This is a genomic window from Parasphingorhabdus pacifica (assembly GCF_054779195.1).
This window is the reverse complement of sequence record NZ_BAAGYS010000008.1, coordinates 476758-503014: the sequence shown is the minus strand read 5'-3', so window position 1 is coordinate 503014 and position 26257 is coordinate 476758. Positions and strand designations below refer to the sequence as shown.

27 protein-coding genes are annotated in these 26257 nt (G+C 67.5%); 8 read left to right on the top strand and 19 right to left on the bottom strand.

Annotated features, from left to right (window positions below):
• Nucleotides 1–55 precede the first annotated feature (55 nt).
• Nucleotides 56–1042 carry a malate dehydrogenase gene (locus ACYVAN_RS13955; RefSeq protein WP_460959580.1) on the top strand — a complete coding sequence of 329 codons (987 nt, stop codon included), beginning with the start codon at nucleotides 56–58 and terminating at the stop codon, nucleotides 1040–1042.
• A gap of 75 nt (nucleotides 1043–1117) precedes the next feature.
• On the opposite strand, the gene ACYVAN_RS13950 is transcribed toward ACYVAN_RS13955, so the two are convergent.
• The 5 genes from ACYVAN_RS13950 to ACYVAN_RS13930 form a co-directional block, all read right to left on the bottom strand.
• Nucleotides 1118–2332: a macrolide family glycosyltransferase gene (locus tag ACYVAN_RS13950; RefSeq protein ID WP_460959578.1), complete on the bottom strand. Its 1215-nt coding sequence runs from the start codon at nucleotides 2330–2332 to the stop codon at nucleotides 1118–1120.
• 13 nt (nucleotides 2333–2345) lie between these two features.
• Nucleotides 2346–3191, bottom strand: coding sequence for an ABC transporter permease (locus tag ACYVAN_RS13945; RefSeq protein WP_460959576.1), 846 nt, complete (start codon nucleotides 3189–3191; stop codon nucleotides 2346–2348).
• A 21-nt stretch (nucleotides 3192–3212) separates the two neighbouring features.
• Nucleotides 3213–4160, bottom strand: coding sequence for an ATP-binding cassette domain-containing protein (locus ACYVAN_RS13940; protein WP_460959574.1), 948 nt, complete (start codon nucleotides 4158–4160; stop codon nucleotides 3213–3215).
• 36 nt (nucleotides 4161–4196) lie between these two features.
• A complete protein-coding gene (locus ACYVAN_RS13935; protein WP_460959572.1) occupies nucleotides 4197–4811 on the bottom strand; it encodes a TetR/AcrR family transcriptional regulator in 615 nt (204 codons plus the stop codon).
• Nucleotides 4812–5005: 194 nt separating this feature from the next.
• A complete protein-coding gene (locus ACYVAN_RS13930) occupies nucleotides 5006–5587 on the bottom strand; it encodes a helix-turn-helix domain-containing protein (protein ID WP_460959570.1) in 582 nt (193 codons plus the stop codon).
• Between the two features lie 115 nt (nucleotides 5588–5702).
• On the opposite strand from ACYVAN_RS13930, the gene ACYVAN_RS13925 reads away from it, so the two are divergent.
• Both ACYVAN_RS13925 and ACYVAN_RS13920 read left to right on the top strand, forming a co-directional pair.
• Nucleotides 5703–6539, top strand: a complete 837-nt coding sequence (locus ACYVAN_RS13925; RefSeq protein ID WP_460959568.1) for an EamA family transporter — start codon at nucleotides 5703–5705, stop codon at nucleotides 6537–6539.
• Between the two features lie 30 nt (nucleotides 6540–6569).
• On the top strand, nucleotides 6570–7211 hold the full coding sequence (locus ACYVAN_RS13920; protein WP_460959566.1) for an FMN-binding negative transcriptional regulator: 642 nt from the start codon (nucleotides 6570–6572) through the stop codon (nucleotides 7209–7211).
• Between the two features lie 77 nt (nucleotides 7212–7288).
• On the opposite strand, the gene ACYVAN_RS13915 is transcribed toward ACYVAN_RS13920, so the two are convergent.
• From ACYVAN_RS13915 to ACYVAN_RS13905, 3 genes are all read right to left on the bottom strand, one after another.
• Nucleotides 7289–7432 (bottom strand): hypothetical protein, encoded by a 144-nt coding sequence (locus ACYVAN_RS13915; RefSeq protein ID WP_460959564.1) that lies wholly within the window; start codon nucleotides 7430–7432, stop codon nucleotides 7289–7291.
• Between the two features lie 430 nt (nucleotides 7433–7862).
• The gene (locus tag ACYVAN_RS13910; protein WP_460959562.1) at nucleotides 7863–8135 is read right to left on the bottom strand and encodes a sigma factor; all 273 of its coding nucleotides are present in this window, start codon (nucleotides 8133–8135) and stop codon (nucleotides 7863–7865) included.
• A gap of 39 nt (nucleotides 8136–8174) precedes the next feature.
• A complete protein-coding gene (locus ACYVAN_RS13905; RefSeq protein ID WP_460959560.1) occupies nucleotides 8175–8582 on the bottom strand; it encodes a YciI family protein in 408 nt (135 codons plus the stop codon).
• 306 nt (nucleotides 8583–8888) lie between these two features.
• Here ACYVAN_RS13905 and ACYVAN_RS13900 point away from each other — a divergent pair, with 306 nt between their 5' ends.
• The gene (locus ACYVAN_RS13900) at nucleotides 8889–9149 is read left to right on the top strand and encodes a hypothetical protein (protein ID WP_460959559.1); all 261 of its coding nucleotides are present in this window, start codon (nucleotides 8889–8891) and stop codon (nucleotides 9147–9149) included.
• A 542-nt stretch (nucleotides 9150–9691) separates the two neighbouring features.
• Here ACYVAN_RS13900 and ACYVAN_RS13895 read toward each other — a convergent pair.
• From ACYVAN_RS13895 to ACYVAN_RS13865, 7 genes are all read right to left on the bottom strand, one after another.
• Nucleotides 9692–10243: a gamma carbonic anhydrase family protein gene (locus ACYVAN_RS13895; RefSeq protein WP_460959557.1), complete on the bottom strand. Its 552-nt coding sequence runs from the start codon at nucleotides 10241–10243 to the stop codon at nucleotides 9692–9694.
• Between the two features lie 689 nt (nucleotides 10244–10932).
• Entirely contained in the window at nucleotides 10933–11430 is a 498-nt protein-coding gene (locus ACYVAN_RS13890) for an STAS domain-containing protein (protein ID WP_460959555.1), read from the bottom strand.
• A 284-nt stretch (nucleotides 11431–11714) separates the two neighbouring features.
• Complete coding sequence (locus ACYVAN_RS13885) at nucleotides 11715–13649, bottom strand: aconitate hydratase (RefSeq protein ID WP_460959553.1); 1935 nt, start codon at nucleotides 13647–13649, stop codon at nucleotides 11715–11717.
• 139 nt (nucleotides 13650–13788) lie between these two features.
• Nucleotides 13789–14430, bottom strand: a complete 642-nt coding sequence (locus ACYVAN_RS13880) for a class I SAM-dependent DNA methyltransferase (protein WP_460959551.1) — start codon at nucleotides 14428–14430, stop codon at nucleotides 13789–13791.
• Nucleotides 14431–14462: 32 nt separating this feature from the next.
• Nucleotides 14463–16877 carry an ATP-dependent Clp protease ATP-binding subunit gene (locus ACYVAN_RS13875; RefSeq protein ID WP_460959549.1) on the bottom strand — a complete coding sequence of 805 codons (2415 nt, stop codon included), beginning with the start codon at nucleotides 16875–16877 and terminating at the stop codon, nucleotides 14463–14465.
• A gap of 105 nt (nucleotides 16878–16982) precedes the next feature.
• A complete protein-coding gene (locus tag ACYVAN_RS13870; RefSeq protein WP_460959547.1) occupies nucleotides 16983–17417 on the bottom strand; it encodes a nuclear transport factor 2-like protein in 435 nt (144 codons plus the stop codon).
• Between the two features lie 98 nt (nucleotides 17418–17515).
• Nucleotides 17516–18964, bottom strand: a complete 1449-nt coding sequence (locus tag ACYVAN_RS13865) for an MFS transporter (protein WP_460959545.1) — start codon at nucleotides 18962–18964, stop codon at nucleotides 17516–17518.
• 107 nt (nucleotides 18965–19071) lie between these two features.
• On the opposite strand from ACYVAN_RS13865, the gene ACYVAN_RS13860 reads away from it, so the two are divergent.
• A complete protein-coding gene (locus tag ACYVAN_RS13860) occupies nucleotides 19072–19266 on the top strand; it encodes a hypothetical protein (RefSeq protein WP_460959543.1) in 195 nt (64 codons plus the stop codon).
• Nucleotides 19267–19892: 626 nt separating this feature from the next.
• On the opposite strand, the gene ACYVAN_RS13855 is transcribed toward ACYVAN_RS13860, so the two are convergent.
• A complete protein-coding gene (locus tag ACYVAN_RS13855) occupies nucleotides 19893–20456 on the bottom strand; it encodes a TetR/AcrR family transcriptional regulator (RefSeq protein ID WP_460959541.1) in 564 nt (187 codons plus the stop codon).
• Between the two features lie 76 nt (nucleotides 20457–20532).
• Here ACYVAN_RS13855 and ACYVAN_RS13850 point away from each other — a divergent pair, with 76 nt between their 5' ends.
• A complete protein-coding gene (locus ACYVAN_RS13850; protein ID WP_460959539.1) occupies nucleotides 20533–21426 on the top strand; it encodes an NADP-dependent oxidoreductase in 894 nt (297 codons plus the stop codon).
• Between the two features lie 148 nt (nucleotides 21427–21574).
• Here ACYVAN_RS13850 and ACYVAN_RS13845 read toward each other — a convergent pair whose 3' ends face one another.
• Nucleotides 21575–21724: a hypothetical protein gene (locus ACYVAN_RS13845; RefSeq protein WP_460959537.1), complete on the bottom strand. Its 150-nt coding sequence runs from the start codon at nucleotides 21722–21724 to the stop codon at nucleotides 21575–21577.
• 234 nt (nucleotides 21725–21958) lie between these two features.
• Between ACYVAN_RS13845 and ACYVAN_RS13840 the strand changes: the two genes are divergently transcribed.
• Nucleotides 21959–22348: a hypothetical protein gene (locus ACYVAN_RS13840; RefSeq protein ID WP_460959535.1), complete on the top strand. Its 390-nt coding sequence runs from the start codon at nucleotides 21959–21961 to the stop codon at nucleotides 22346–22348.
• Nucleotides 22349–22568: 220 nt separating this feature from the next.
• On the opposite strand, the gene ACYVAN_RS13835 is transcribed toward ACYVAN_RS13840, so the two are convergent.
• Together ACYVAN_RS13835 and ACYVAN_RS13830 are read right to left on the bottom strand one after the other, a co-directional pair.
• Nucleotides 22569–23228: a phosphoribosyltransferase gene (locus ACYVAN_RS13835; RefSeq protein ID WP_460959533.1), complete on the bottom strand. Its 660-nt coding sequence runs from the start codon at nucleotides 23226–23228 to the stop codon at nucleotides 22569–22571.
• A gap of 87 nt (nucleotides 23229–23315) precedes the next feature.
• Nucleotides 23316–25061: an ABC-ATPase domain-containing protein gene (locus tag ACYVAN_RS13830; protein WP_460959531.1), complete on the bottom strand. Its 1746-nt coding sequence runs from the start codon at nucleotides 25059–25061 to the stop codon at nucleotides 23316–23318.
• 266 nt (nucleotides 25062–25327) lie between these two features.
• Between ACYVAN_RS13830 and ACYVAN_RS13825 the strand changes: the two genes are divergently transcribed.
• Nucleotides 25328–26215 carry a lysozyme gene (locus ACYVAN_RS13825; protein WP_460959529.1) on the top strand — a complete coding sequence of 296 codons (888 nt, stop codon included), beginning with the start codon at nucleotides 25328–25330 and terminating at the stop codon, nucleotides 26213–26215.
• Nucleotides 26216–26257 lie beyond the last annotated feature (42 nt).

Here is a 26257-nt window from a genome sequence, read left to right as displayed (position 1 = left end):
GGCCGGCCGATAGCATCGGCTCGAACACCCCTCGGCAAGCAGGAGAGATACTTCCATGACCCAAGCGCCCGTCACCGTCACTGTCACTGGTGCTGCTGGCCAGATTGGCTACGCGCTGCTGTTCCGGATCGCATCTGGGCAGCTCATCGGGCCCGATACCCCGATCAAGCTCCGCTTGCTGGAGATTCCGCAAGGTCTCAAGGCCGCCGAGGGCACCGCGATGGAGCTCGACGACTGCGCCTTCCCGCTGCTGCAGAGCATTGATGTGACCGACGATGCCCGTACCGCGTTCGACGGCACCAATGTCGGTTTGCTGGTCGGTGCCCGTCCGCGCGCCAAGGGAATGGAGCGCGGCGACCTGCTCGAGGCCAACGGTGGCATCTTCAAGCCGCAAGGCGAGGCCATCAACGCCGCTGCGGCTGACGATGTTCGCGTGCTGGTGGTGGGCAACCCCGCCAACACGAACGCTCTGATCGCCCAGGCCCACGCTCCCGATGTGCCTGCCGAGCGGTTCACCGCCATGACCCGGCTCGACCACAACCGCGCGTTGACGCAGTTGGCCCAGAAGTTGGGCGTGTCGGTCACCGAGATCAAGAAGCTGACGATCTGGGGCAACCACTCGGCCACGCAGTACCCGGACCTGTTCCACGCCGAGGTCGGCGGAAAGAACGCCGCCGAACAGGTCGAGCTGTCGTGGCTGGCCGACGAGTTCATCCCGACCGTGGCCAAGCGTGGCGCGGCGATCATCGAGGCCCGTGGCGCCTCGTCGGCGGCGTCGGCGGCCAACGCGGCCATTGATCACGTGCACACGTGGGTCAACGGCACCGACGAGGGCGACTGGACGTCGATGGGTATTCCGTCGGACGGTTCCTACGGGGTTCCGGAGGGCCTGATCTCGTCCTTCCCGGTTACCTGCCAGGACGGCGAGTACAAGATCGTGCAGGGCTTGGAGATCGACGCCTTCTCTCGTGAGCGCATCGACGCGTCGGTCGCCGAGCTCAGCGAGGAGCGCGAGACGGTCCGCGGTCTCGGCCTGGTCTGACCTACCGCTCGAGTCGGGGCCGCACCCTGGTTGGGTGCGGCCCCGACTTGTGTGTCGATTTCCGAGAAGGTGTGTTCAGGCCACGCTGTCCGACCTCGACGTCACCGGTGTGGGAAGTTCCGCCAGGTGGGCTTCGATGGCTTCGGCTGCGGCGACCGCTCCCCCGGCATGGCGCACGATCTCGCTCATGTTCGTGATGTTGCCGCGGATGGCCGCGTCGTCGGCGACTTCGTCGACGGTGGTGCGTAGCTCGTCAGCCGTGTTCTGTCCGGCGTCGAGTCGGCGTCCGAGGCCGAGCTCTTCGACTCGGTTGGCGTTGGCCTCCTGCTCGCCCATCTGCGGAACCGTGATCAGCGGTACTCCGTAGTCGAGGGCTTCCATGGTCGAGTTCATGCCTGCGTGGGAGACGAACGCGTCCGCGTGCCGGAGCACTTCCAGCTGTGGAAAGTGTGGCCGGATCTCGACGTTGTCGGGGATCGGCCCCAATTCGGAGTGGTCGATGTGCGTGCCGGTGGCCATCGCGACCTGCCAGGATCCGTCGCCGAAGGCATCGAGGCAGGTTCGGAAGAATTCGGGATCGTTGTTGAACACGGTTCCCAGGGAGATGAACAGCAGTCGACCTTCGCCGGGAGGTTGCCAGTCCTGAGTGGACACGCGTGTTCCGGGAGACGGGCCCACGAAGCGGAAGCGGTCGTCGAAGGTCTCACCGGCGATCTGGAATTGCCGTGGGACGAACACGATGTTGAGCGCGTGCGGGGGCGGCGCCAATGGTTGAGGTCGGCTGCTGAGGCCGTTGTCTTCGGCGAACGTGCCGAGCTTGCCGAACGCTTCCAGCAGGGCCGGGTGTTCGAGGTCGAAATCAGCGGGTAGTACGTGATCGCGTATCGAGAAGTGTTCGTTGCTGGCGAAGCTCGGGGTCAACGGGATCGCGGGGACCTGGAACTTCTCGGCCAGCATGCTGCCGAGGATCGTCATCGTGTCGAAGCACACGGCATCCGGCGGGTCCTGGTCGAAGCGGGCGACCAGGGAGGGGTAGGTGGCGCGGGCGCGGTCGAGGAGGTGTTCGATGAGGGTGGCGAACGCTTCGGGGGTGATCTCCCGATGCGGCGGGGCGGGTGGTGCCGCGTCGCCAGTGGAAGCCAGGGTCGCCCCGGTGGCCTCGACCGCGGATCGGAACATGTCGTGGGTGGCGTAGGTGACGCGGTGTCCACGGCCGGTCAGTTCCGCCACGAGCGGCAGTGTGGGGTTGACATGACCGTGGGCCGAGGGGCTGACGAACAGAAAGTGCACGGTATTACCCAGTTCAGAAGGGGCGGCGGAAGCCGCGCAGGGCGAAGGCGGCGCCGACCACGAACAGCACGGCGCTGGTGGCGAGTGCGGCCATGACGCCGCCGGCCGCGGGGGCGGCCAGTGCGAGGTCTCGGGAGGCGTCGACGGCGTAGGTCATCGGGTTCACCGTAGCCACGACCCGGAGCCATCCGGGCAGTGTTTCCAGTGGGACGAAGGCGCTGGAGGCGAACATCAGCGGGAACATGGCGAGGAAGCCGACACTCTGCATCACCTCTTCCTTGCGGACCCACGCGGCGATCGCGAGGAAGACCCACGTCAGCGCCCAGCTCACGAACAGCGCCAGCAATACCGCGCTGGCGACGCCCAGAGCGCCACCTGCCGGGGAGAAGTCGAACAGTAACGTCGCCGCCAATGCCAGGACCACCAGTTGGAACGCGGTGCGCACGAGGTCGGCGATGCTGCGGGCGAACAGGACCGAGCCCAGCCGGATCGGCAGCGAGCGGAAGCGCGCCAGTACCCCGTTCTTCATGTCGGTGATCAGTCCGACGCCGGATTGCAGCGAAGACCCGATGCCCGTCGTGACGAGGATGGCCGGCATCAGGTAGTTGATGTAGCTGCCGCTCTGTTCGGCGACGCTGCCTGCCATTGCCTTGCCGAAGACCTGGCTGAACAGCACGAGCATGATCATCGGCTGTAAGAGGCTGAAGATGACCAGGCGCGGGTCGGCGACGAGGGCGCGCAGCGACCGTCCTGTCAGGACCCGTACCTGGGTGAGGACTCCGGTGCCGCGCCAGTGTGTGCGGTCAGGGCCGGCGGTGGTGTCCTGGCCGGTGGTCGTGGTGGTCATCGTGGTGGTCATCGCAGATTGTCCCTTCGGGGGTCACGCGGCCGGCGCGGACGTTTGGTGGGCCAGGGCGAGGTAGACGTCGTCCAGCGTCGGCTCGCCGAGGGCCAGTTCTCCGACCTCGACGCCGACCTCGTCCAGAGCGCGTACCACCACTGCCAGGTCACGGGAGGCGGTGACCGGGGTGGTCAAGGTGTGCCGCTGGCCGTCGTGGGTGGGGTGCAGGCCCGCGGCCGTGAGTGCCCCGATCCCGGTGGTGGCGTCGGCGGGGTCGGAGAGCGTGGCCGTGACGCTGCGCTGCCCGACCTGGGACTTGAGTTCTCCTGCCGTCCCCGAGGCCATGACCTTGCCGGCGGAGAGCACGGTGATCGAGTCGGCCAGCCGGTCGGCTTCGTCCAGGTACTGGGTGGTGAGCAGGACCGTGGTGCCGTCGTGGACCAGGTCTTCGACCACCTGCCAGAGGTCGAGTCGACTGACGGGGTCGAGGCCGGTGGTGGGTTCGTCCAGGAAGATCACGTCGGGATGTCCTACCAGGCTTGCCGCCAGGTCGAGTCGGCGGCGCATCCCGCCGGAGTAGGTGCGGGCGGGGCGTTTGGCGGCGTCGGTCAGGTCGAACAGCTCCAGCAGCTCCCCGGCGCGTTGCTTTGCCTCGCGTCGTGTCGCTCCGAGAAGTCGAGCGATGAGCACGAGGTTGTCCATGCCGGACAGTTGCTCGTCGACCGAGGCGAACTGTCCGGTCAGGCCGATCCGGGAGCACACCTGGTGGCTCTGGGTGACCACGTCCAGTCCGGCGACGGTGGCGGTGCCGCTGCTCGGTGGCAGCAGCGTGCTCAGGATGTTGATCAGAGTGGTCTTGCCCGCGCCGTTGTGCCCGAGCAGGCTGAGGACGCTGCCCTGCGGGACCTGCAGGTCGACGTCCTCGAGTGCGGTGACCTTGCCGAAGCGCTTGGTGATCCCGGTGGCCTCGATGATCGGCCCAGCCATGAATTGGCCTCCCCAGTTGTGTTGGTCTCTGTGTGATCAGCGCAGTGCGCCGTGCAGCAGCACCCGGATGCGGGTGGCGATGCTGGCTGGCAGGTCTTCCTGCGCGCGTGGGTCGAACCGCAGGCTCAGGATCATTCCCAGCAGCAGGTGTGCGATTTCGCCGGTGGGGACCGTGAAGCGGTCCCGGTCGGTTTCGAGCAGGTCCGTGATGAGTTCGGCCAGTCCTCGCACGTACTGGCAGGGGCCGTCGTGGGGTTCGGCGTCGGTCGCGTGTCCGGTGGTCCGGGGGTCGTGGCCGGTGGTGGCCAGGGCACGCATCAGCGTGCCGAGCCGGGTGAAGTGCTCGCCGATCAGAGTGGCCACTTGTTCGAGTTTCGCTTCGGTCTGGTCGTCCGCACCGATGCGTTGTAGGTCGGTTTGGACGTGGTCGAGACGGAAGGCTTCGGACACGCACGCGTGTAGCAGTTCCTCCTTGGTCGCGAAGACCCGGAATATCGTGCCTTCGGCGATGCCTGCGGCCTCGGCGATTCGTCGGGTGGCTACGGCGGCTCCTTGTTCGGAGACCAGCGGTAGGGCGGCTTGGATGATCGCGTCCCGCCGGTGATCAGGACTCATCGCGGGCGCACGACGTCGCCCCTGCTTCGCGGACACCCCCAAAGTGTATGAGTGAGTGCTCACTCAGTCAACCAATATGTGAGGAGGTTTCGGGTCGAGGGAAGTCCTGTCGGCCCTGACCAACAGGTGCGCGTCGCGGCAGGGCCGGCCGCCTGTGGTCGTGGCCGTGCGGCATCAGCGCGGGCGGATGCCGGGACACCCACCGTTGAAGCTCGCGTGCCCTGCGCACATCAGGTCGCGGCGGGGCCCGGTGGCAGATGGACGGTCATGATCAGGCGGCACGTTTCGGTGCCCGCTCCGCGGTAGGCGTGTGGGATGTCGCCGTCGAACATGGCGGTCTGCCCGGGCTCGACAGCGTATTCGGCGCCGTCGACGACGAGGGTCATCCGACCGGAGGTGACACTGACGGTTTCCACGACTCCGGCCTGGTGGGGGTGACTGGGGTATTCCTCGCCCGGTTCCAGCTGCCAGTGCCAGACCTCGGTGGGGGCTGCCCCCGAGGCGGTGACCACGAGTCGGGCCTGACTGCCCCGCTCTCCGGTCCACAGTGGTGCCACGGACTCGGCGGCGACGACGCGGACGCGACTTTCGGGTGTTTCCTGCATCAGGGCGGCAACCGAGATGCCGAGGGTGTCGGCCAGCCGGACCAGGGTGGCCAGATTGGGATTACCCTCGGCCTTTTCCAGCGCCACCAGTGCCCCCTTGCTGACTTGGGCACGCCGGGTGAGCTCCTCCAGGGTCAGGCCCGCGCGGATGCGGGCCGCCCGGACGTTGGAGGCTATTGCCCGGAGCGCTGCCGTCGTCTCAACCATGTGATTACCACTCTCATGCGGGCCATTCCAATGGACCAGACGGTCATTTGGTTGACCACTCTGGTCACTTTACCGTACTGTCCGGTCGTTTCATTGACTAGTGCGGGGGTGTGCCGTGATCGCTCTGCTGCTGGCCCTCGGAAGCTCGCTCGCGTACGGGTGCGCCGATTTCCTCGGCGGCCTGGGTGCCCGTCGGGCGCATGTGCTGCGGACCGTGGTGATCGCGGCTCCGGCCAGCCTCGCGGTCGAACTGCTGCTGTGGCCGCTGCTTGGTGCCTCGTTCAGCCCCGCGACCGTGGGCTGGGGCGCACTGTCGGGGGTCGCCTCGGCCGCCGCGTTCGCCCTGCTCTACCGCACCCTGGCGGTCGGTCCGATGAACGTGCTCTCACCGGTGACCGCGCTGGTCTCCGCCGCACTACCCGTCGGTCTGGGACTGTTGCAGGGCGAGCAGTTGGCCGCCGCCGGACTGGTGGGCCTGCCGCTGGCCCTGGTGGCGGTGGTCCTGGTCAGCGCTGGACCTGGTGCGGGCGCGGCACGGCCCTCACAAGCCGCGCTGCTGCTGGCACTCGGGGCGGGCACCGCCATCGCCAGCCAGCTGATCTTTTTGCACCAGGCTCCGTCCGACAGCGGAGTCGCTCCGCTGATCGTGGGCCGGGCGGTCTCCTCGACGATCACCCTGGCCGCCGCGGGACTGATGCACCGCAAGCTCGGCTCCGAGCGGCCCGCGTACGCGCTCTCAGCAACCGCGGGGGCACTGGATTCCGTGGCAAACCTGCTGTTCTTGCTCGCCGCCCGCAGCGGCAACCTCAGCATCGTCGCCGTGATCGTCGCCCTCTATCCCGCCGGCACGGTCCTACTCGCCTGTGGCGTGACCGCCGAACGCATCCATCGCAGCCAGATCATGGGCCTGGGCACCGCCGCCGTGGCCGTGAGCCTGCTGGCTGTGACCTGACCACCCCGAACAAAGGAGAACGGCATGTTGGTGCACCCCTGGGACGCCACCCTGGACGAGGCCGAATGGCAAAGCTGGATCGCCGAGGGGCACGACTTCGGACAACTGACCGTCAACGGCGCGGACGGCCAGCCGCCCGTCGTCGTCCCGACCCACTTCACCTGCCACGGAGATCACCTCCTCGTCCATCTGGCCCGGCCCAACCCGGTCTGGGCGTCGATCGAGCGCAACCCGAACGTAACCTTCACCGTCATCGGCGACTACGCCTTCATCCCTGGCTCCTGGCGGGCCAAAGCCAGCACATCACCCTCCGACGGGGTGCCCACCAGCTACTACACCGCGGTCCAGTTCAACTGCTGCGCCAGCATCGTCGACGACCCCGAGTCCAAGGCAGAGCTGCTGCGCCGCCAGATGACCCATTTCCAACCCGACGGCGACCACGCCCCCATCGCCGCCGACCAGCCACCCTACGGTCGGATGCTCTCCGGCATCCGCGGTCTGCATCTGCAGGTCACCAACGTGGTGGCCAAATTCAAATACGACGACCAGAAACCCGTCCAACACCGCACGGCCGTCGCCGAAGCCCTCACCGAACGCGGCCAACGCCTCGACGCCCCCACCGCACGTCAGCAGCGCCGCCGACGGGACCGCATCGGCCCGTGGAAATACTGACCCCTGACAGAACCAGAAACCCCTCGTGTGCCCACCCTCCACATCACCTCGCCCCATTTAGGTCTGTCATTCCGAACTCACGGCCACAGCAGTTGCCGCACCCGTACGGCTTCGCGGGTGAGGCGGTCACGCTCCGGCACGCTGGCCGCGGCGCGGGATGCCTCGGCATACAACGCGGCGGCGCGTTCGAGGCCACCGGCCCGTTCGTGCAGATATGCCACCGCCGCGGCATATCTGGGCAGGCCGGCGTCCACCTCGGACAGCGCCGCCAGGCCGGCCCGCGGCCCGTCGACCTCACCGACCGCCACTGCGCGGTTGAGCCGTACGAGGGAACGCCGGTGAGCGACAGCAGTTCGTCATACCACTCCACGATCTGTACCCAGTCCGTTTCGGAGGTGCGCCGGGCGTCCGCGTGCAGGGCGGCGATCGCGGCCTGCTCCTGGTATTCGCCCAGCCGATCACGGGCCAGTGCCGCCTGCAGCATCGCCACGCCCCCGGTGATCAGGGCGGTGTCCCAGCGCGACCGGTCCTGCTCGGCAAGCGGCACCCAAGCGACCTCCCGGGACGGTTCGAGACGCGCGACGCGCATGATGCAGCAGAGGTATGCCGTCGCGATCTGCCGCGTCGTCAGGCCACCGACCGCGCGCAGCGTCAGGGCGACGGCCGAGCTCTGGGGCAAGGATCGGGTGTGCGCACAGGAAGTAGAGCCGCAGCGTGTCGTCCGTGGCGGGCCCCCGGGTCGGCCGGGGCTCGACCTTCACGGCACCGTCCCCGCCGCGATGCCTCGGCACGGGCGGCGTCGAGGAACCTGCGCCACGCGACCGTGACCAGCCACGCCTTCGGATCGCGCGGTGGATCGTTCGGCCAGATTTCCAGTGCATGGATCAGGGCCTCCTGCAGGGCATCCGCGCCGGACGAGGACACCGATCACCGCAAGCACCAGCTCCCGCAACAGTGACTCGTTCACTCGGTCCCCGTGGGCTGCCCGGACAGGAACGGGCGCACCTCGAGCCACTCGTGGATCGGCGCACCGCCCGCCCCGGGAGCGGCGGACAGCTCTCCGGCCAGTGCGACCGCGCGGTCCCAGGATTCCACGTCGATGACCATCCAGCCGGCGATGAGATCCTTGGTCTCGGCGAACGGACCATCGGTCACCGGTGGGCACCCCTCGCCGTCATATCGCACGAACGCGCCCTCGGACGCCAGTGCCTGGGCGTCGACGAACTCGCCCGTCTCTTCCAAGCGGGCTGCGAAGTCGTGCATGAACTGCATGTGCGCGTCGACCTCCTTCGGCGTCCACTGGTCCATCGGTGCCTGGTCCGCAGCGGGGGCCGGGCCGCCTCGGTAGTGCTTCAGCAGCAGGTATTTCATGATGGGTCTCCTTCTCTTCGTCGCGCGGCCGGTCGTGGCCACTCGTGTTCCTGGGACGGAGCCAGCGGGACATCCTCGACACTCGCGGAAGCGAGTTCTAGGCCTGCTTCTGGACGTCACCGCCCCTGGGGCGTCCGTAGCGACCAGCAGGGTCCCGCTCAATCGTGTGGATGCGGAGGCACAACCGCGGCGGCATCGGAGGCCCCAGGGGGTGACGCAGGCGGCTGAGCGGCGATTATCCAGGTTGCCGACACATGCACGTGGCCGCATCCTGGGATCTTCGACGCCCTCTGCGAAAGGAACATCATGGCTAGGTGCGAGGTCTGCGGCAACGACTACTGGATGAGCTTCGAAGTGCACACTGTCGGCGGCAACGTGCACACGTTCGACTCGTTCGAATGCGCGGCGCAGCGGTTGGCTCCGCAGTGCGAACACTGCAGCTGCCGCATCCTCGGCCACGGCGTGGAGGCCAATGGCCGATTCTTCTGCTGCGCGCATTGCGCCCGCGAGTCGGGGCAGGCGATGGGCGAGGAGCTTCGTGACGCTGTGGGAGCACATCCGAGCTGACTCACTCGAGCAGGTCCTCCTCGGAGGCTCGCGGGTCCCAATCCAGCGCATTCTGCCCGATTACCCGGGGCTTTCAGGCTGGACACGTCGGGTCATCACGGTCTGAAGTCAACACCTCCAGCTGTCCGTTATCATTTCGTTTCTTTTTGGGTGAAACACCGCCCCCATCAGGAACGACGTTCCGGGTGACAGCACTCGGCGCTGTCGGCGAGCGGATGCCTGATCCGACGAAGATCAAGCGACCTGGAGGGCGCGACATGGCAGGTATGGTTCGTTGGCTGGGAGGAATGGCCCGCGAAATGGAGCGGGCACGCACGGTGATGCGCCACCCGCAGTCGACCCTCTCGAGGCAGCAGCCGCCGCAGCGCTGACCGCTCGATGCGTGCGGCCAGCCGAAGATCTCCGTCTCCGGACATCCCGGCCCCGACATCTCCGATGAGACCGGGGCCGACACTCCAAGCTCGCCCCCGGCAAGAACGGGTTTTGCTGCGAACATGCCTTGGTCACACCCATCGGCGGGTGCGACCAAGGCATGACGTGCATCAGCCCTCGATCGACTGTTCGGCCAACGCGTTTCGGTGCCGGTCGGCATTGGCGACGTAAGTCTCGGCCGACAATCGCAGCCCGGAACGCTCCTCGTCGGTCAACGACCTGCGCACCTTGGCGGGGGTTCCGGCCACCAGCGAATCAGGTGGGATCTCGGTGCCTTCCAGCACGACGGCACCGGCGGCCACCAGCGAACCGGCGCCGACCGACGAACCGTTGAGCAGGACCGCGCCCATCCCGATCAGCGCATCGTCGCCAACGGTGCAGCCGTGCAGCACCGCACGGTGCCCCACCGTGACCCGCTCGCCCACTGTCGCGGCGAAGCCAGGGTCGGCATGCACCACGCACCCGTCCTGGATGTTGCTGTCCGCTCCGATGCTGATGTTCTCGGTGTCACCGCGAAGCACGGCTCCGTACCAGACGCTCGCACCGGCGTGCAGCCATACCCGGCCGATCAACGTAGCTCCGGGCGCCACCCACGCCTCCGGTGCCACGTCGGGTTCGACGCCGTCGATGGCCATGGTGAACGCCTGCTGCTGTGCGGTCACGTGTCCTCCCATTTTCGCGGTCGTGGCGGCCTCACCTCGCAGAGCGCCACATTGGTGCCCGTCCACTCTCGACTCACCCCCCCCGGGGGCTCGCGTGCGTCGTGGCCGGACCGTGCGCACCGTATCGGGCCCGTGCACCACCGGAGACCGTTCGAGCCCGCTCGGTCCCCCGGGATCGCGTCGGCCCGGCGGATGGGCGGGCCACACCGTGGAGTTCGAGCCGAGCCCCGGGCCCCGATTTGCTGCGCGACCGCTCGGGCTGCGGCCGATCGACGAGCGGCGGACGCTGTTGGTCGATCGGCCGTGATCCCGGCCCGGCGAGGATGGACTACCTGGCCACCCCCGGGGTTCGGCGACTGCCGGTGGCAGACATCGGCCCCGGTGTGTTGCCACCGGGGCCGATCGTGCTGCACATAGATGTCGATGTCATACGGCCGTGAACTGCGCGGTCTGCGCATTCCGGGCGGAAAGGGCGCATCGTCGTCTTCGGTTCTGGAAGCGGCCGGGCGGGTCATGGCCGCCGACGATGTCGCGGTCCACGTCGCGTGCCCGTGGCATCCGCTCACGGCGAGGATGACGAAACATGGTCGAAGCTACTCGCCGAACTCGTCTTGCCGTCGTCCTGTTGAGCCTCGGCATGCGCACGCCGAAGCGGACGCGTGAACCGGCGGGCCCTGACGCGTCGAGGATCAGTCGGGCTGCTCGGCCAAGGCTTCGGCGACACTGTCCTGGCAGTCGAACCGGGATTCGAGAGCGGTCAATTCCAGCAGCCGTCGCACGGCACCGTGGCCACAGACGATCGACATCGGGATGCCGCGCTGCTCGGAACGGTTCTGCGCGTGCAGAACGAGTTCTAAACCGGCTGTGCTGCAGAACGTCACTTCGGACAGATCCAGCACGAGTCGCCGCAGCACGGCGGCCGTCAGGCGCTGACGGATCAGTTCGGTCAAGCGCGGAACGCAGGCGAGGTCGATCTCACCTCTGATGCGCACTACGACCACACCAGGTTGAGGTCGTTCCACGGTCAGGTGCATGCCGCGGGTGAATATCGGCTCCGCGGTGACCGGATCACCGGGTTGACGGGGCGCCACCACCTCCGCTGTCTCGTCGGCTGGCAGTTCGGCGGGAGGTGCGGTGCCCGCCCGGCGGTGCGGAATGGAGGTCGTGCTCGGTTTGGAAAGGATCATGTTCCCTCCCTGTCGGGTCAGGCCGATGGCCGCGTAGAACCCCCTCGGTTCCGGTCGACTTCTACGGCCGGCGGCCACGGTTCCGAGAAGAACTCGTTGCTCCCACCAGCGGTGGGCTGGTCTTCGTGGCTGGCTGCTCAACCGCACCTTCCACCGTAGAAGCATCCGAGACAGCCAACAAGAGGCCGCACTTTCGGGTGACACCTTGCGCTTTTGAAGTTTCTTTCCGTTTGTTCCGGGCCGGTGGTCGTGCCCAATACCAGCGTCGAGAACCCGCGTTCCGGTCACCGTCCGGAAGCGAGTAGCGGAATCACTCCCCCCGCAAGGACAGCTTCGACCTGTCGCGGTGACAGTCGGTGAACCACCGCGAAGGAGTCCCCCTTCGTGGTATTGCGCACAGTCGTCTTCCCGGAGCCGACCAGCGCATCCCGTAGTCCCTCGACCAACAGCTCGTCCCCGGTGTCGATGCCGTCGTAATCGACGGGATCGGCGAATTCCAATGGCACGATCCCGAAGTTGGCGAGGTTCTGCCAATGGATGCGGGCGAACGACTTGGCCACCACCGCCTGCAACCCGAGGTACCGCGGTGTGATCGCCGCATGCTCCCGCGAGGACCCCTGCCCGTAGTTCTCGCCACCGACGACCAGATGTCCGCCCTCCGCCTGCCTGGCGCGCCGGGGATAGTCCGGATCGATGCGGGTGAAGGTGAACTCCGCCAATTTCGGAACGTTCGACCGCAATGGCAACGCCGCCGCACCGGCAGGTGAGATCTCGTCGGTGGAAACATCATTACCGGCCTTGAGCAGCACCGGACCCCGCAGGTCCTGCGGAGGCCGGGAGAATTCCGGCAACGCCGAGATGTTGGGGCCCTTGATCAGATCGACACCCACCGCCTCGTCCTCCGGCAAGGGGGCCACCAACATGTCCGTGTTGACCGCCGCCACCTCAGGTAGCGACACCACCGGAGCCTCGCCGAGCGTGCGCGGATCGACGATCCGCCCGTGCAACGCCGCGGCAACCGCGGTTTCCGGCGAGCACAACCAGACCGAATCCTCCCGCGTTCCCGAACGCCCCGGGAAATTGCGAGGGAAGGTACGCAGGGAATTCTGGCCCACCGCCGGTGCCTGGCCCATCCCGATGCAGCCCATGCACCCGGACTGATGGATGCGCGCGCCGGCCGCGATGAGATCGAAGGTCGCACCCATGCGGGTGAGATCGGCGAAGATCTCCCGCGAACTCGGGTTGATGTCGAAACTGACACTGCGGTCGGTCTGCCGACCACGCACCACTTCAGCGGCCACCGCGAAGTCCCGCAACCCGGGATTGGCCGAGGAACCGATGACGACCTGACCCACATCGGTGCCCGCCACCTCACGCACCGGCACTACCTTGTCCGGGGCGGAGGGGCGGGCGATCAGCGGCTCCAGTTCGGACAGATCGATGTGGTCCTCGACGTCGTAGCGCGCGCCGGGATCAGCCGCCAGCTCCACGTGGTCGGCTTCACGGCCCTCCGAACGCAGGAACGAACGCACGGCGTCGTCGGCGGGGAACACCGTGGTCGTCGCTCCCAGCTCGGCACCCATGTTCGCGATGACGTGCCGATCCATCGCCGACAGCCCCTCCAGCCCGGGGCCGTGGTATTCGATGATGCGGTTCACCCCGCCGGACACACCGTGCCTGCGCAGCATCTCCAAGATGACGTCCTTGGCCGAAACCCACTCGGGCAGCCGCCCGGTCAGACGCACGCCCCAGATCTCGGGCATCCGCACCCGCAGCGGCTGCCCGGCGATGGCCATCGCCACCTCCAGGCCGCCCACCCCGATGGCCAGCATCCCCAACGAACCGGCAGCGCACGTGTGCGAATCCGAGCCGACCATCGTCTTGCCGGGGATCCCGAATCGCTGCATGTGCGTGGGGTGCGAGACACCGTTGCCGGGCTGCGAGTACCAGAGCCCGTAGCGCAGGCACGCCGAACGCAGGAACTCGTGGTCCTCGGCGTTCTTCTCGTCGGTCTGCAGCAGGTTGTGGTCGACGTACTGGACGCTGGCCTCGGTCCGGGCCCGGCGCAACCCCAACGCTTCGAGTTCCTGCATCACCAGCGTGCCCGTCGCGTCCTGGGTGAGGGTCTGGTCGATGGCGATGGCCACTTCCTCCCCCGGAGTCATCTGTCCGTCGACCAGATGCGAGTCGATGAGTTTGTGGGCGAGAGTGCGCGCCATCGGCGCGGCCTCCTTCCGCATCGGATGCTCGTGGGCGGGGCGAACGTGCCGACTCCGGCATACCCCACGGTCACCACCGCGAAACGATCACTCCGACCCCGCCACGCACGTCCGGCACCCGTTCGGTGCCGGATCGGGATCATGCCGAGGCGTCGTCCACAGCACCCTCGTCCACCGAAGCGCACACGAAGATGTGGTGCTCCACGCGATCACGCTCCACGCCGCTGTCGGCCTCCCACATCGATTCGATCCGGAACCCCGCTTCCCGCACCACGTCGAGAAGCTCATCCGTGGGGTAGGCAGTGGCCTCCATGGAGACCCCCATGAAGTTGATCGGGAACGAGTCGAAGTCCCCGTAGACCATGCTCAGAGACACCAGCTTCGGGCCGCGCAACCGTTGCCGCACCGCCCGCAACACCTCGCCGATCTCGGCGCGCGAGAGCATCAGCAACGCGAAGAACATCACCACCGCGTCGAACTCACCGTCGACGACATCGACGTTGCGCATATCCCCAGCGACGAACCGCGCTTGCGGGACGTGTTTGCGCGCCACATCCAGCATGCGTTCCGACTCGTCGACACCGACGATGTCCACCCCGGCATCGGCGAACTGCCGGGCCGTCGGAACGCCCGTGCCACAACCGAGATCCAGTACCGCCGCCCCCTGCGGCAATCGTTCCAACACCCATTCACCGGCGCGGTACTGCTGCGCACGCTCGGTGAACTCCTTTTCGTATCGCTCGCCGATCAGGTCGAAGGTCGCTGCGTGATCTTTGTCCACAACATCAGGATCCCGGAGTGAACGTACGGGAATCAACCGAACACGTGCTGACCTTCCCCACGTGGTGCGGCGTGGCGGCCACCGCCGAACGGCTCCCACGCCGGACCCACCTCCAGCGACAGCTCCTCGGCCAGCACCTCCACCAGCACCCTGCTGCCGGTGGGCAACGCCCCCTCGAGAACGAGCTCGGCCAACCGGTTGTCGAGCTCACGCTGAATCGTCCGACGCAACGGGCGCGCACCGAACTGCGGATCGTAGCCCCGCTGGGCCAACCACTCCACGGCGGCTTCGGTCACCTCGAGCCGCACACCCTGGGCCAGCAGCTGATCGTAAGTGCGTTCCAACAGCAAGGCGGCGATCTCCCGCAGCTCGGGAGCACCTAGCGCGGCGAAGACGATGACCTCGTCGATGCGGTTGATGAACTCGGGACGGAAGAACGTCCGCAAGTCTTCCAGCAGAGCTTCCGGAGGCGTTTCCGACGCGGCCGGGCCGGTGGCTCCGTCGAGAATCCGATCCGCACCGATATTGGAGGTCATGATCACCACCGTGTTGCGGAAGTCGACCGCCCGACCCTGCGAATCGGTCAGCCTGCCCGCGTCGAGCAGCTGCAGCAACGTGTTGAACACGTCCGGATGCGCCTTCTCGACCTCGTCGAGCAACAACACCGAGTAGGGCTGGCGCCGCACTCGGTCGGTCAGCTGGCCCGACTCGCCATAGCCGACGTAGCCGGGTGGCGCACCGATGAGACGTGAAATGGTGTGCTTCTCCTGGAACTCCCCCATGTCGAAGCGGATCATCCGGTCGGCGTCGCCGAACAGCGCCCGTGCCAGCGCACGCGCCAGCTCGGTCTTGCCGACCCCCGTCGGACCCAGGAACAGAAAACTCCCGATCGGACGCTCCGGGTCGCCGAGTCCGGCGCGTGCCCGCCGTACCGCTTCCGAGACCGACCGCACCGCCGAATCCTGGCCGATGACCTTGTCCTGCAAATGCCGTTCGAGATTCAACAACCGCTGCTTGTCCGCCGCGGTCAGGTCCGACACCGGAATCCCCGTGCGCCGGGAGACCACATCGGCGATGTCGTTGGGCTCGACACTCGGTTCCTCCGCCAACGCCTCTCGAACCGAACCGCCCCGACGCAGCCGCACCCGCGAACACGCCTGATCCAGCAGATCGACGGCCTTGTCCGGCAGGAACCGGTCGGTCAGATACCGCTGCGACAGCCGTGCCGCGGCCCGCAGCGCCTCGTCATCGATGCGCACCCGGTGGTGGCGCTGATAGCGCTCCCGCAAACCCCGCAACACCTGCACCGTGTCCTCCACGGTGGGTTCGGGCACCAGAACCGGCTGGAACCGCCGCTCCAACGCCGGGTCCTTCTCCATGTGCTTGCGATATTCCTCAACCGTGGTGGCACCGATCAGGTGCAGTTCCCCCCGTGCCAACGCCGGCTTCAACATCGTGCCCGCGTCCATGGTGCCCTCCCCCGCACCGGCACCCACGATGCTGTGCAACTCGTCGATGAACACCACCACCTCGTCGCGGTGCTTGCGGAGTTCGTTCATCACATCCCGGAACCGCTCCTCGAACTCGCCCCGGTACTTCGCACCGGCGACCATCCCGGCCAGATCCAGCGACACCAGCCGTTTTCCCGCCAGCGGCCACGGCACCTCCCGGTCGACGATGCGCTGGGCCAATCCCTCCACGATCGCCGTCTTGCCCACGCCGGGATCGCCGATGAACACCGGATTGTTCTTCGAACGCCGCCCCAGCACCTCGATGGCCTGATCGATCTCCTCCGCCCGGCCGACCACCGGATCGAGCTTGCCCGACCCGGCCAGTTCGGTCATGTCCAGACCGAACTCGTCCAACCGGGGAGTGCTGTTCGACGCGCCGGAGGTGGGGCCCGCCCCCCGCGAGCGCTCACCGCGCTCGATGGCCCGGGCCAACGCCCGACCGGCCACCGAATCGGCATCGGTGGCCAGCCCCAGCAGCACGTGCCGCGCCCCCACCGCCTCCGCGCCCTCCCCGACGGCCTGCTGATGCGCCCCCATCAACGCGCGCCGCGCCGTGGCCGACAGGACGGGCCTGCGCCACTTCCCGGCCTGTGGCGTCCCGTCGAAGGTGCCGACGACCGTGCGCACCCGCGCGGCCAGCTCGTCCACCTGCACACCGGAATCGGCCAGCATCTCGGCGGTGGACCGCACCTGCGTCACCGCCCACAACAAATGCGTGCTGTCGAGCTCCCGGTTTCCCCACTCCACCGTGGCCTGGATGGCCGTGGACAGGATGTCGTGCGCCTGGGCGTCCAGCAGCTCGCCAATCCCGATCCCCCCGGCACTTCCCACCTGCGCCGAGCCCAACCCCGTCCGCTCATCCGACGCGTGCGCGTCGAACAACGAACTGAGCAAGGACTCGAAGGCGGCCGAGGAATCACCAACACTGCTGTTCACCGGTACGTCGTATCACGTCTCGATCTTGACCTTCCGTGCGGTGCGGCATCGCGGCGGCAGTTCCGCAGGCGCTGACCCGGACCGGCGCGACCGGACCGGCCGGCCTCAGCCGAGTTCGGCGGCATCCGGGACCAGGCCGTCGGCCCGCAGCCCGGCCAGGACCGCGTCGCTGAGGGCGGCCAATCCCGACATCGGCCGCACCATCACGGTGAACTCGTCGATCAGCCCACGGTCGTCGAACTGGAGGAGATCGATGCCGTGGACCTCCTTGCCCGCGATCTTCGCCCGGAACATCAGCAGGTGCGCGGGTTCCGGGTCCTGCTCCGCGCTCGTTTGCGCACTGCCGTCGAGTTCGCCGACGTAACGGAACTCCTCGAACGTTCGCAGCAGCACCCCGAACAACCCCCGCACCATCGGCAGGCCCTCGAACGGAGTGAACTTGACGGGGCTGAAGAACCGGATCTGAGCCGAGAACAAATCGGTCACGGCATCCAGGTCACGTTCTTCGACAGCGGTGCGGAACCGGTCGGTGGTGCTCATGCGTTCGCTCCTCGATGACAGCGGTGGAGTTCGTCCCGATCGATCCCGGCATCGTGCCGCACGTGACCATGCAGACGGGACCACGGGCCTCCGCATGGTCACGGGGTGTCACGAGAAGACGTCGGCCGGGTGCGTCGCCACCAACCGCGCACACTCCCCGCGGCCATCCCCGCCAGCAGCAACGCGCCGATGAGCACGATCACCGCGCCGAGCCTGCCGACACCGGCATCGTCGACGCCACCCGCGAAGCACAGTTCGATGACAGCCGCGGCGATGGTCGCCGCCACGTGTTGGGAGGTGCGGTAAAGACCAGCGGCGACTCCGGCATCGGCCGCCGCCGCCTGCTGGTAGAGCGCGGTCTGGTTACCGATGTTGTTGAACCCGTTCGGCAACCCGAACAGTGCGGCCACCAGCACCAGGGAAAGCACCGCGCTGCTGTGGTCGAGCAGCATCACCCCCGCGCCACCAACCAGCAGCAGCACCGACCCCGCGATCAACACCGGCCGGTACCCGACCCGACGCAACACCGCGGCCGAGACGCCCACGGCCCCCATCGCCACCAGCGCGATCGGCAACACCACCAGCCCCACCTGGCCGGGTGGCAACCCACGGCCGCTCTGCAGCCACATCGGGAAGCCGAAGAACACCAGGTAGAAGGCGACGTAGGTCAGGCAGGTGCGCGCGTAGGTGGTGGACAAGGCCCGGTTGCGCGCGAGCGAGCGGACATCGAGGAACGGCTGTTCGGCGCGCCGCTCCCACCGGACGAACACCGCGATCAGCACCACCAGGATCGGAAGCCACCACCACTGCGGCTGCCTTGACAGCGACAACAGGAACAGCATCACGACCGCGATGACGCCGGTGAACAGCACAGAGCCGACGAGATCGAGCGTGCGCAACACCGAGCGCGATGCCGTGGACCGCGTGGCCGCGTCCCGGGGCAACCAGATCAGCGACATCACCGTCGCCACCCCGACAAGCGGCACGTTCACCAGGAAGATTCCCGGCCAACCCCAGTACTGCACCAGCACCCCGCCGAGCACCGGGCCCAGCGCGATCATCACCTGCCCGCCGATGGTCAGCGCGCTCAGTGCCGCAGCGGGCAATGTGATTCCCAGCCGGTCGGACTCCGAACGCAGCAGTGCCAGTCCGGCGGGGAAGGCCGCGCAGGTGCCGACTCCGAGCAGCGTGCGGAACACGATCAGCCAGCCGAGGCTCGGTGACCACGGTGCGGCGACCGAGGAGACCAGGGTCAGGGCCAAGCACACCAGCAGGATGCGGCGCGGGCCGTAAAGATCGGCCAGCCTGCCGGCAGCCGGAGAACCGACGGCGGTCGCGAGGTAGAGACCCGAGATCAACCAGGAAATGGCCGCGCCGGCCTGGAACTGCTCGCGGATGTCGACCAGCGCCACGGCCATCGTCGAGGCGTTGAGCGCCTGCAGGACGCTGCCGAAGGTGATCGCGGCGATGAGACCGCGGGAGAGCCGATGTCGCGCGCTCCCCTGTACTGCTACTTCCGCTGGGGAACGCGTGAGATCGGAGGTCACCCGGAAGAGTCTAGGTCTTTAGTTTCCCTAACTTCAAAGTTTGGGAATATCTCGCCCAACAGGTGGGTACGCCGTGCGTGAGGCAATGTCGACGAAAGGAGGCCGGCGTGGAGCGCGGCAGCGACAAGCACGGTCCGGCACACGACGACGCCCTCGAGAAGGAGATGGAGGGATTCCTGCGCGGAGGCCACCCCACGCGGGCCGAGGAGGCGTTGGACGCCGAGCCGCCCGCCGATGACGACCCCGAGGTGTTGCGCCCGGAGCCACCACAGCCCGGCGACAAACCCGACGCCTCCGAATGAGCCCTCGGACCCCGGGCAGGTGCGGCGACCGCCCGGGGTCCGGCATACCTACGGAACGAAACGTCAGCCGACTCCAGACCGCGGGCCGGTTCGACAACTCGAAGACGCTGACGGCCGGTGTTTCTGGCACGGTGGCCTGTCGGCGGGCGGGGCATCGACGAAGCAGCAGCACCGCGTAGAGCCCGCCGTCTCCTGAGGAAACATCCATGCAGGATCGTGCGCTAAGCGTTGATCGTGCTGGTAGGTGCCGTATGACGGCTGATGCGGTTTCGCCATTGGGATAGTTCCGCAGGTAGTTGGTGATTATCTGCGGTAGTGCGCTCGCCGCCCCTGGGAGAACACCCGGCTGCATGGTCGGTGACTCCGCCTGCTTATCCGCGATAACTACCGACGCTCAAGTCCTCTAGCGCACGATTCGGAACGAATGTTCCTCAAGCCCCTTCACCCACGCCGGCTGCAAGCGGCCTTCATCGGTGCAGTCGTAGCCGCCTGGATCGCCTACAGAGGTCTACGCGTCGAGGCGGGTCGGAGTCGTGCCGCAGAGCAGGGGAGCATCGGCTCCAGGATTCGCGGATCAGCGGCTGGCATGGGCAGGTGCCTTTCCTGGAGGAACAGTCGTTCGCCCATCAGGTGACGGCCCAGGCCGCCTCGATCATCCGGAAGATCTCGTCCACCGCGGCCTCCGGATCGGCCGCCTCACGGGCCAGCGAATGGGCGTCGATCACGAACTTCGCGATCGTCCGGCAGGCCGTTGTGGTCTGTGACAGGTCGAGATCGGCGGCGATGGCCGTTGCCAGCGCCTCTGCATGACGCAGCCTCATCGACTCTTCGTATTCCCGCAGGGCGGGTGATTCGTCGACCATGCGCCAGATCGGTGCGGCGCCCTCCGCCGTGCAATGTCGCACCAGGGCTTGGATCTCGCGGCGCAGCGCAGGGATGAGCGGCTCGTGCGCCACCCGGCCGGTGACCGCCTGCGTGAGGCGTTGCTCGAAGTCTTCGTCCTGCTCGAACACCAGGGCCTCTTTCGAGGCGAAGTGGGAGAAGAGCGTGGTGACGGCCACGTCGGCCTCAGCGGCCACGTCACGGATGCCCACTGCGTCGTACCCGCGTTCCAGGAAGAGCCCCAGGGCGGTGTCAGCGATCTTCTGGCGGGTCGCGGCCTTCTTACGCTCACGGCGTCCGGACGGCACAGTCATCCCTTAAAGCTATCAGGTACAAAGGCGTATCAGTTGTTAAACACTAACCGTTAGCGTTACGGTCGGCGACATGAAGAGAGCGAGCTTCGCCAAGTTCGGCGGTCCGGACGTTCTGCAACTCGTAGACGCCGAGGAGCCCCACGCGGGCCCTGGACAGGTACGCATCGCCGTGCGGGCGGCGGGCGTGAACGCCCACGACTGGAGGGTCCGTGAAGGCCAGTTCCAGGAGGTCCATCCGATCGAGTTGCCCGCCGGAGTCGGGCTCGACGCCTCCGGGGTGGTGGACGAGGTCGGCGAGGGCGTTGAAGGGGTCGAGGTCGGCGACCACGTGTTCGGCGAAGGCTCGAGCACCTATGCCGAGTTCGCCGTGCTGTCGGCCTGGGCCCGTATGCCCGAGGGGCTGGCGTTCGAAGAGGCGGCCGGGTACCCCTCCGTGGTGGAGACCGCGCTGCGCATCATCCGCGAGGTCGATGTGCAGTCCGGGCAGACGCTGCTGGCCAGTGGTGCGTCCGGGGGAGTCGGTTCGGCGGTGCTGCAGATCGCCCGCGACCGCGGCATCACGGTGATCGGCACGGCTGGGGCCGCGAACCAGGACTATCTGCGTAGCCTGGGTGCCGTCGCCGTGACATACGGCGACGGATGGGTCGAGCAGGTGCGGCAGCTCGGCCGTGTCGACGCAGCTCTCGATCTGGCCGGTTCGGGTGTGATCAGCGAGCTCGTCGAGTTGACCGGTGATCCGCAGAAGGTGATCTCCATCGCCGATCTCGGTGCGCCGCAGCTCGGCGTCCGATTCTCCGGCGTGGCCGGGAGCGTGCCGGAAGCGCTCGCCGAGGCCGTTGACCTCATCTCGCGGGGAAAGCTCCACATCCCGGTCGAGAAGTCGTACACGCTCGCCGATGCCGCGGCGGCGCACATCGACAGCCATGCCGGTCACACGCGCGGGCGCCGGGTCGTGGTCATCTGAAAGCCGGCTACGCGTCGTCCTCGAGCAGAAACTGGACGACGCGCAGCGGCGAATCCCGTTGCTCAGGCGAGCAGGTCTGTCACCGGGGTGAAATCCAGGCCGTTGGCCCGGGCGACGGGCGCGCAGGTGAGCGCACCGGTGTGGGTGTTCAGGCCCGAGCCAGCACCTTGTCGTCGGCAAGAGCCTGCTTCCAGCCTTGTCGGCCAGCGCCACCGCGTAGGGAAGGGTGACATTTGGTGAGGGCGTTGGTCGACGTGTCGGCCACGGCGCCGGGCATGTTCGCGACGCAGTAGAACACCGAGTGCACCATGTAGTTTTCGACAAGTGAGCCACCGCTCGGTGGTCCTGGGGTGTTTACCTCGTAAACACCCCAGGACGCGAAATCATGAAGCGCTGAGACGGATTCTCCGGGGCGATCGCGCCTCGGCCGGGTTAGGAGGAAAGCCCGGGGCAGTTCCGTGTTGCCGCAGGCCATCAGTCCGATCTGCGGGTTTCACGGTCATGATGCGATCTCGGCAGGGATCATAGGTGCATGGGAGACAGTGCACGCACGCTCGATGAGTCGGGCAAGACCCCGGTGACGGTGCTACGGACTTGGTTGGCTGAGGGGCTGATCAACCTGCTGCAGCGTGAGGGCTACCGCTGTGTAGAGGACCTGCAATCCGCGCTGCAGGCCGACGAGTACGCCTTGTGGCAGTGCAAGCGCATCGGCGAGGTCCGCCACCGGGAGATCGTCACCGCTCTGGAACTGTGGGCCGAGGATCCAGTCCCGCCGCATCCCGAAGTGCCGGGCGCTGCCTACCGGGCTTGGGTGTGCGGGCACTGCCGCAGCGTGCGCGTGTACGAGACCGCAGCTGGCCTGACTTGTCCCGAGTGCCACACCCTTTTCACCCCTACCGGACTCCGTATCCGCGAATCCTGATCTCGGCGGGGGGCGCATTCAGCGCTACGCCAATTCATGCTGCTTCCATGACAAGCACACCACCCGCGTCCTGACCGAGGCCGGAGGCAACTGGAACCGCTACGCCCCTGGCGACCACGATCAGTGACAGCGCGCTGGCCCGCCACGTCGAATACGGGTCGCTCGATCACAAGAACTCACCAGACTCAAGCCCCGTCTCCACCCACCGGCAGGTTTCGCCTCACACCGCGACTTCGCGGAGGATGTCCAGGATCTCCTCGTCCGTGGTAGCCCGAAAGTCCTGGTACCACTGCCCCACCGCGCTGAAAGCCACCGGCTGCAGCACACAGATGACCCGGTCGGCCTCCTCCAGCAACGCGGTCACCGCATCCGGCGCCCCGACCGGCACGGCCAACATGATGCTGCGCGGGTTCACCGTCCGCAGCATCCGCACCGCAGCTCGGGCGGTAGCCCCGGTGGCCAACCCATCGTCGACGAGCACAACGTCGCGACCGGCCAGCGGCAACGCGGTCCCCTGCTGATAAGCCCGCTCACGGCGACGGGCTTCAGCGCGCTCCCGCTCACACGAACCGGTCAGCGACTCCTCATCCAGGTGGAAAGCCCGCAGCAACGGCTCGTCGTAATACGGCGGACCTTCCGCAGCTACCGCCCCCAACGCCAGCTCCGGCTGTCCCGGTGCCCCGATTTTGCGGGCGACCGCCACCCGCAACGGGGCCTGCAGCGCGGCAGCCACTTCGGCGGCCACCGGCACTCCGCCCCGAGCCAGTCCCATCACTACCGGTTCGACCAGCTCCCGATCGGCCACACTCCGCGCGAGAACCCGGCCCGCGTGGCGCCGATCGCGATAGCTCTCATCGGCCCGCTCGGCAGAGCCGACCATCGCGACCACCTCCCGGGGGCAACACATCAACACTGCTTTCCCCGGTGATGCCCCGCGATCGCCGGCAGCAAACCGACCCAGGTCGCTTCAGTCGCGGAAAGCCGAAATCTCCAAGGTCCGCAGCCGGTTGAGCGCAGCGGCGAGTTCGTGGCGACGCGGTACCGCGAAATCACCCACGTGACGTGGATCGACCGCCAACACCCCGTCGGCGGCGACCTCGGCGTCGAAAGCATCGAGCACCTCGGCGACCGTCCGCTTGCCATCCAGCAGCCCCGACCGAGCGCAGGTCACCAAGGCCAGGCCGATCCCGGTGACCTGGCTGGGGTCGACGATCTGCTCCACGGCCCGCAAGTCCACCGTCGATTCGCCCACGGTCAGGGCCTCCCGCCCCCGCGAACGAATCTTCGGCCTGTCCCCCGCAAGCCCGCGCGGATCCGGCACGCGGTTGCGCACGCGGGGGAACCAGTCGGCTTCGGAGTGCCGTCCGGTCGACTTCTCCGATAGTGCTCGCGCCTGCTCGGTGACCTCGTGCGCCTCGTAGGAATCCATCATCAGTACCCGATCGGCCACGTCCATGTAGTCACCCGAACCGCCCATGACCAGCACCGTCGACACGCCGAGCTCACGGTGCAACGGGCGGATCAGGTCCACGAACGGAGTGAGGGGCTCGGACTCCTTGGCGACCAGTGCCTGCATCCGGGCGTCCCGGATCATCAGGTTCGTCGCGGCGGTGTCCTCGTCGACCAGCAGAACACCCGCCCCAGCCTCGATCGACTCGGCGATCGAAGCCGCCTGCGACGTCGATCCGGATGCGTTCTCGGTGGAGAAGTCCGTGGTGTCGGCGCCGGTAGGCAAGTGACTGACAAAGGGGCTGACATCGACCCGATGCACCCGCCTGCCATCCTCCGAACGCACCTTGACGGTGTCGGCACGAGAGACCACCAGCTCCCGGCCGTCACCGGGAACGTGATCGTAGATGCCGTTCTCCAGGGCCCGCAGCAGCGTGGACTTTCCGTGAAAACCACCGCCCACGATCAGGGTGATGCCCTCCGGAACGCCCATGCCGCTGATCGTGCCCCGATGCGGCACCCGCATCTGCACCCGCAACGACTCCGGCGAGGTGAACGTGACGCCACCCTCGAGCGGCCGGTCGTCGATGCCGCTGCGACGCGGCAGCAGCGCGCCATCGGCGACGAAGGCAACCAGTCCCCGCTCCCGCAGTTGCTCCCGCAACGCGTCGGTGTCCTCCACGGAGTCCACGAACTCGCCCAGCTTCTGCTGGTCGGCCGTCGCATACCGCAACGCACCCTCGACCGCCTCCGGCAGGTCCGTGCACAACGCCCGTTCAGCCGCCTTCCCGTCGATCGTGCGGCCGCGTCCGGGCATGTCGATCCCCACCCGCAACAGCACGTCGCCGTCCACGATGCGGCAAGCGCTGCGCTCGATCACCTGCTGCTTGCCCGCATCGACCCGCAACCGGCTGTCCTTCAACCGGCGGTCGATCGCCCGCAGCACGAAGTCCGCCAACGCGCGCGCTCGCACCGGAGTGGACCGCAACGACTCCGGGAAGTCCGCGATCCGAGCCGGTACCCGCACTTCGCAGCGGCTGGCCGGCGCGTACGGATCCGGCTGCACGCGCTGGACCTCCAGCTCGAAATCACCGAACGACCACGTACCGGTCAACGACTTGTAGCGCCCGTAACTGCTTCCGTCCATAGCCCGCAGCTCGTCGCGGAGACCGTTCGCGTCTCGTCGCCCACCGGCCGGACGCGCCCCCCGGCCTCCTCGATCACCACGTCGTGCGCCTCCCGGGCCACCTGTTCGCTGTGCCATGCCCCGAGGCGTACCCGAGTACGGGAGGAGAATCCAATCGGGAGGTCCGGATCACACGATGTGGGTCGCCGCGGGCTCCGTACACGACGCGGCCACATCGCTGGTACCGATGGGCGAGACCGGACGAAACGCCGCAGGAATGCCCGAAGAAAGCCGCGCCTCCCGTTACCCTTCGCCTTGCGAATGACCATGGGACGTCGCTGCGTCGCCACAGTTGCGCACGCACCGACGAACGCAGCACGCATCCCGCAAGGAGGCGATCCGCAGTGGTACTTCCGCACAACGTTCACTCGACCCCACCCCGGAAAGCCGCCGCCATGGTGCTCGCGCTGACCATCATGGCCGCAGGCTTGCTGAGCGCGCGGACCGCCGAGGCGACCGACGCTCCGAAATCCGACGGGAACGCGTCCCCCGCGGCGACTGGCTCTCCTCCGAGACTGGACCGGCACGATCCGCACGGAGCGTGGGCCGGCTACAGCATAGACACCACCCGCCCCGGCTCGGGCCAGCGCGGCCGAACCCTCCCGGCCGGAACGGTCGCGGGCATGGACGTCAGCGGCCATCAGGGCGATGTTGACTGGCGGCGGGCTTGGGCCGACGGAGCCCGGTTCACCTACGTCAAAGCCACCGAAGGAACCGGCTTCCGCAACAGCCACTTCGCACAGCAGTACGACGGCTCCTACGCGGTGGGCATGGTCCGTGGCGCCTACCACTACGCGCTGCCGGATCGTTCGACGGGAGCCGCCCAAGCCCACTACTTCGTCGATCACGGCGGTGGCTGGTCACCCGACGGGCGCACCCTGCCCGGTGCACTCGACATCGAGCACAACCCCTACGGCCCCGCCTGTTACGGCCTGGATCCCCGGCAGATGTCCCGTTGGCTCGCCGACTTCAGCAACACCTACCACCAACGGACCGGACGCTTTCCCGCCATATACACCACCACGAACTGGTGGAACGAGTGCACCGGCGCCAACCCGCACTTCGGCCGGAACAACCCGCTCTGGGTGGCGCGCTACAACGACTTCCTAGGAGCACTCCCGGCCGGCTGGAACTTTCACACGATTTGGCAGTTCGACAACAGCGGCATCTTCCCCGGCGACCAGAACAGCTTCAACGGCGGCTACCCACAGCTACTACGCTTCACCCGATGAAGCAGCGACCGCGCGACGCGGTCCACCGCCCGCATCCGCGCA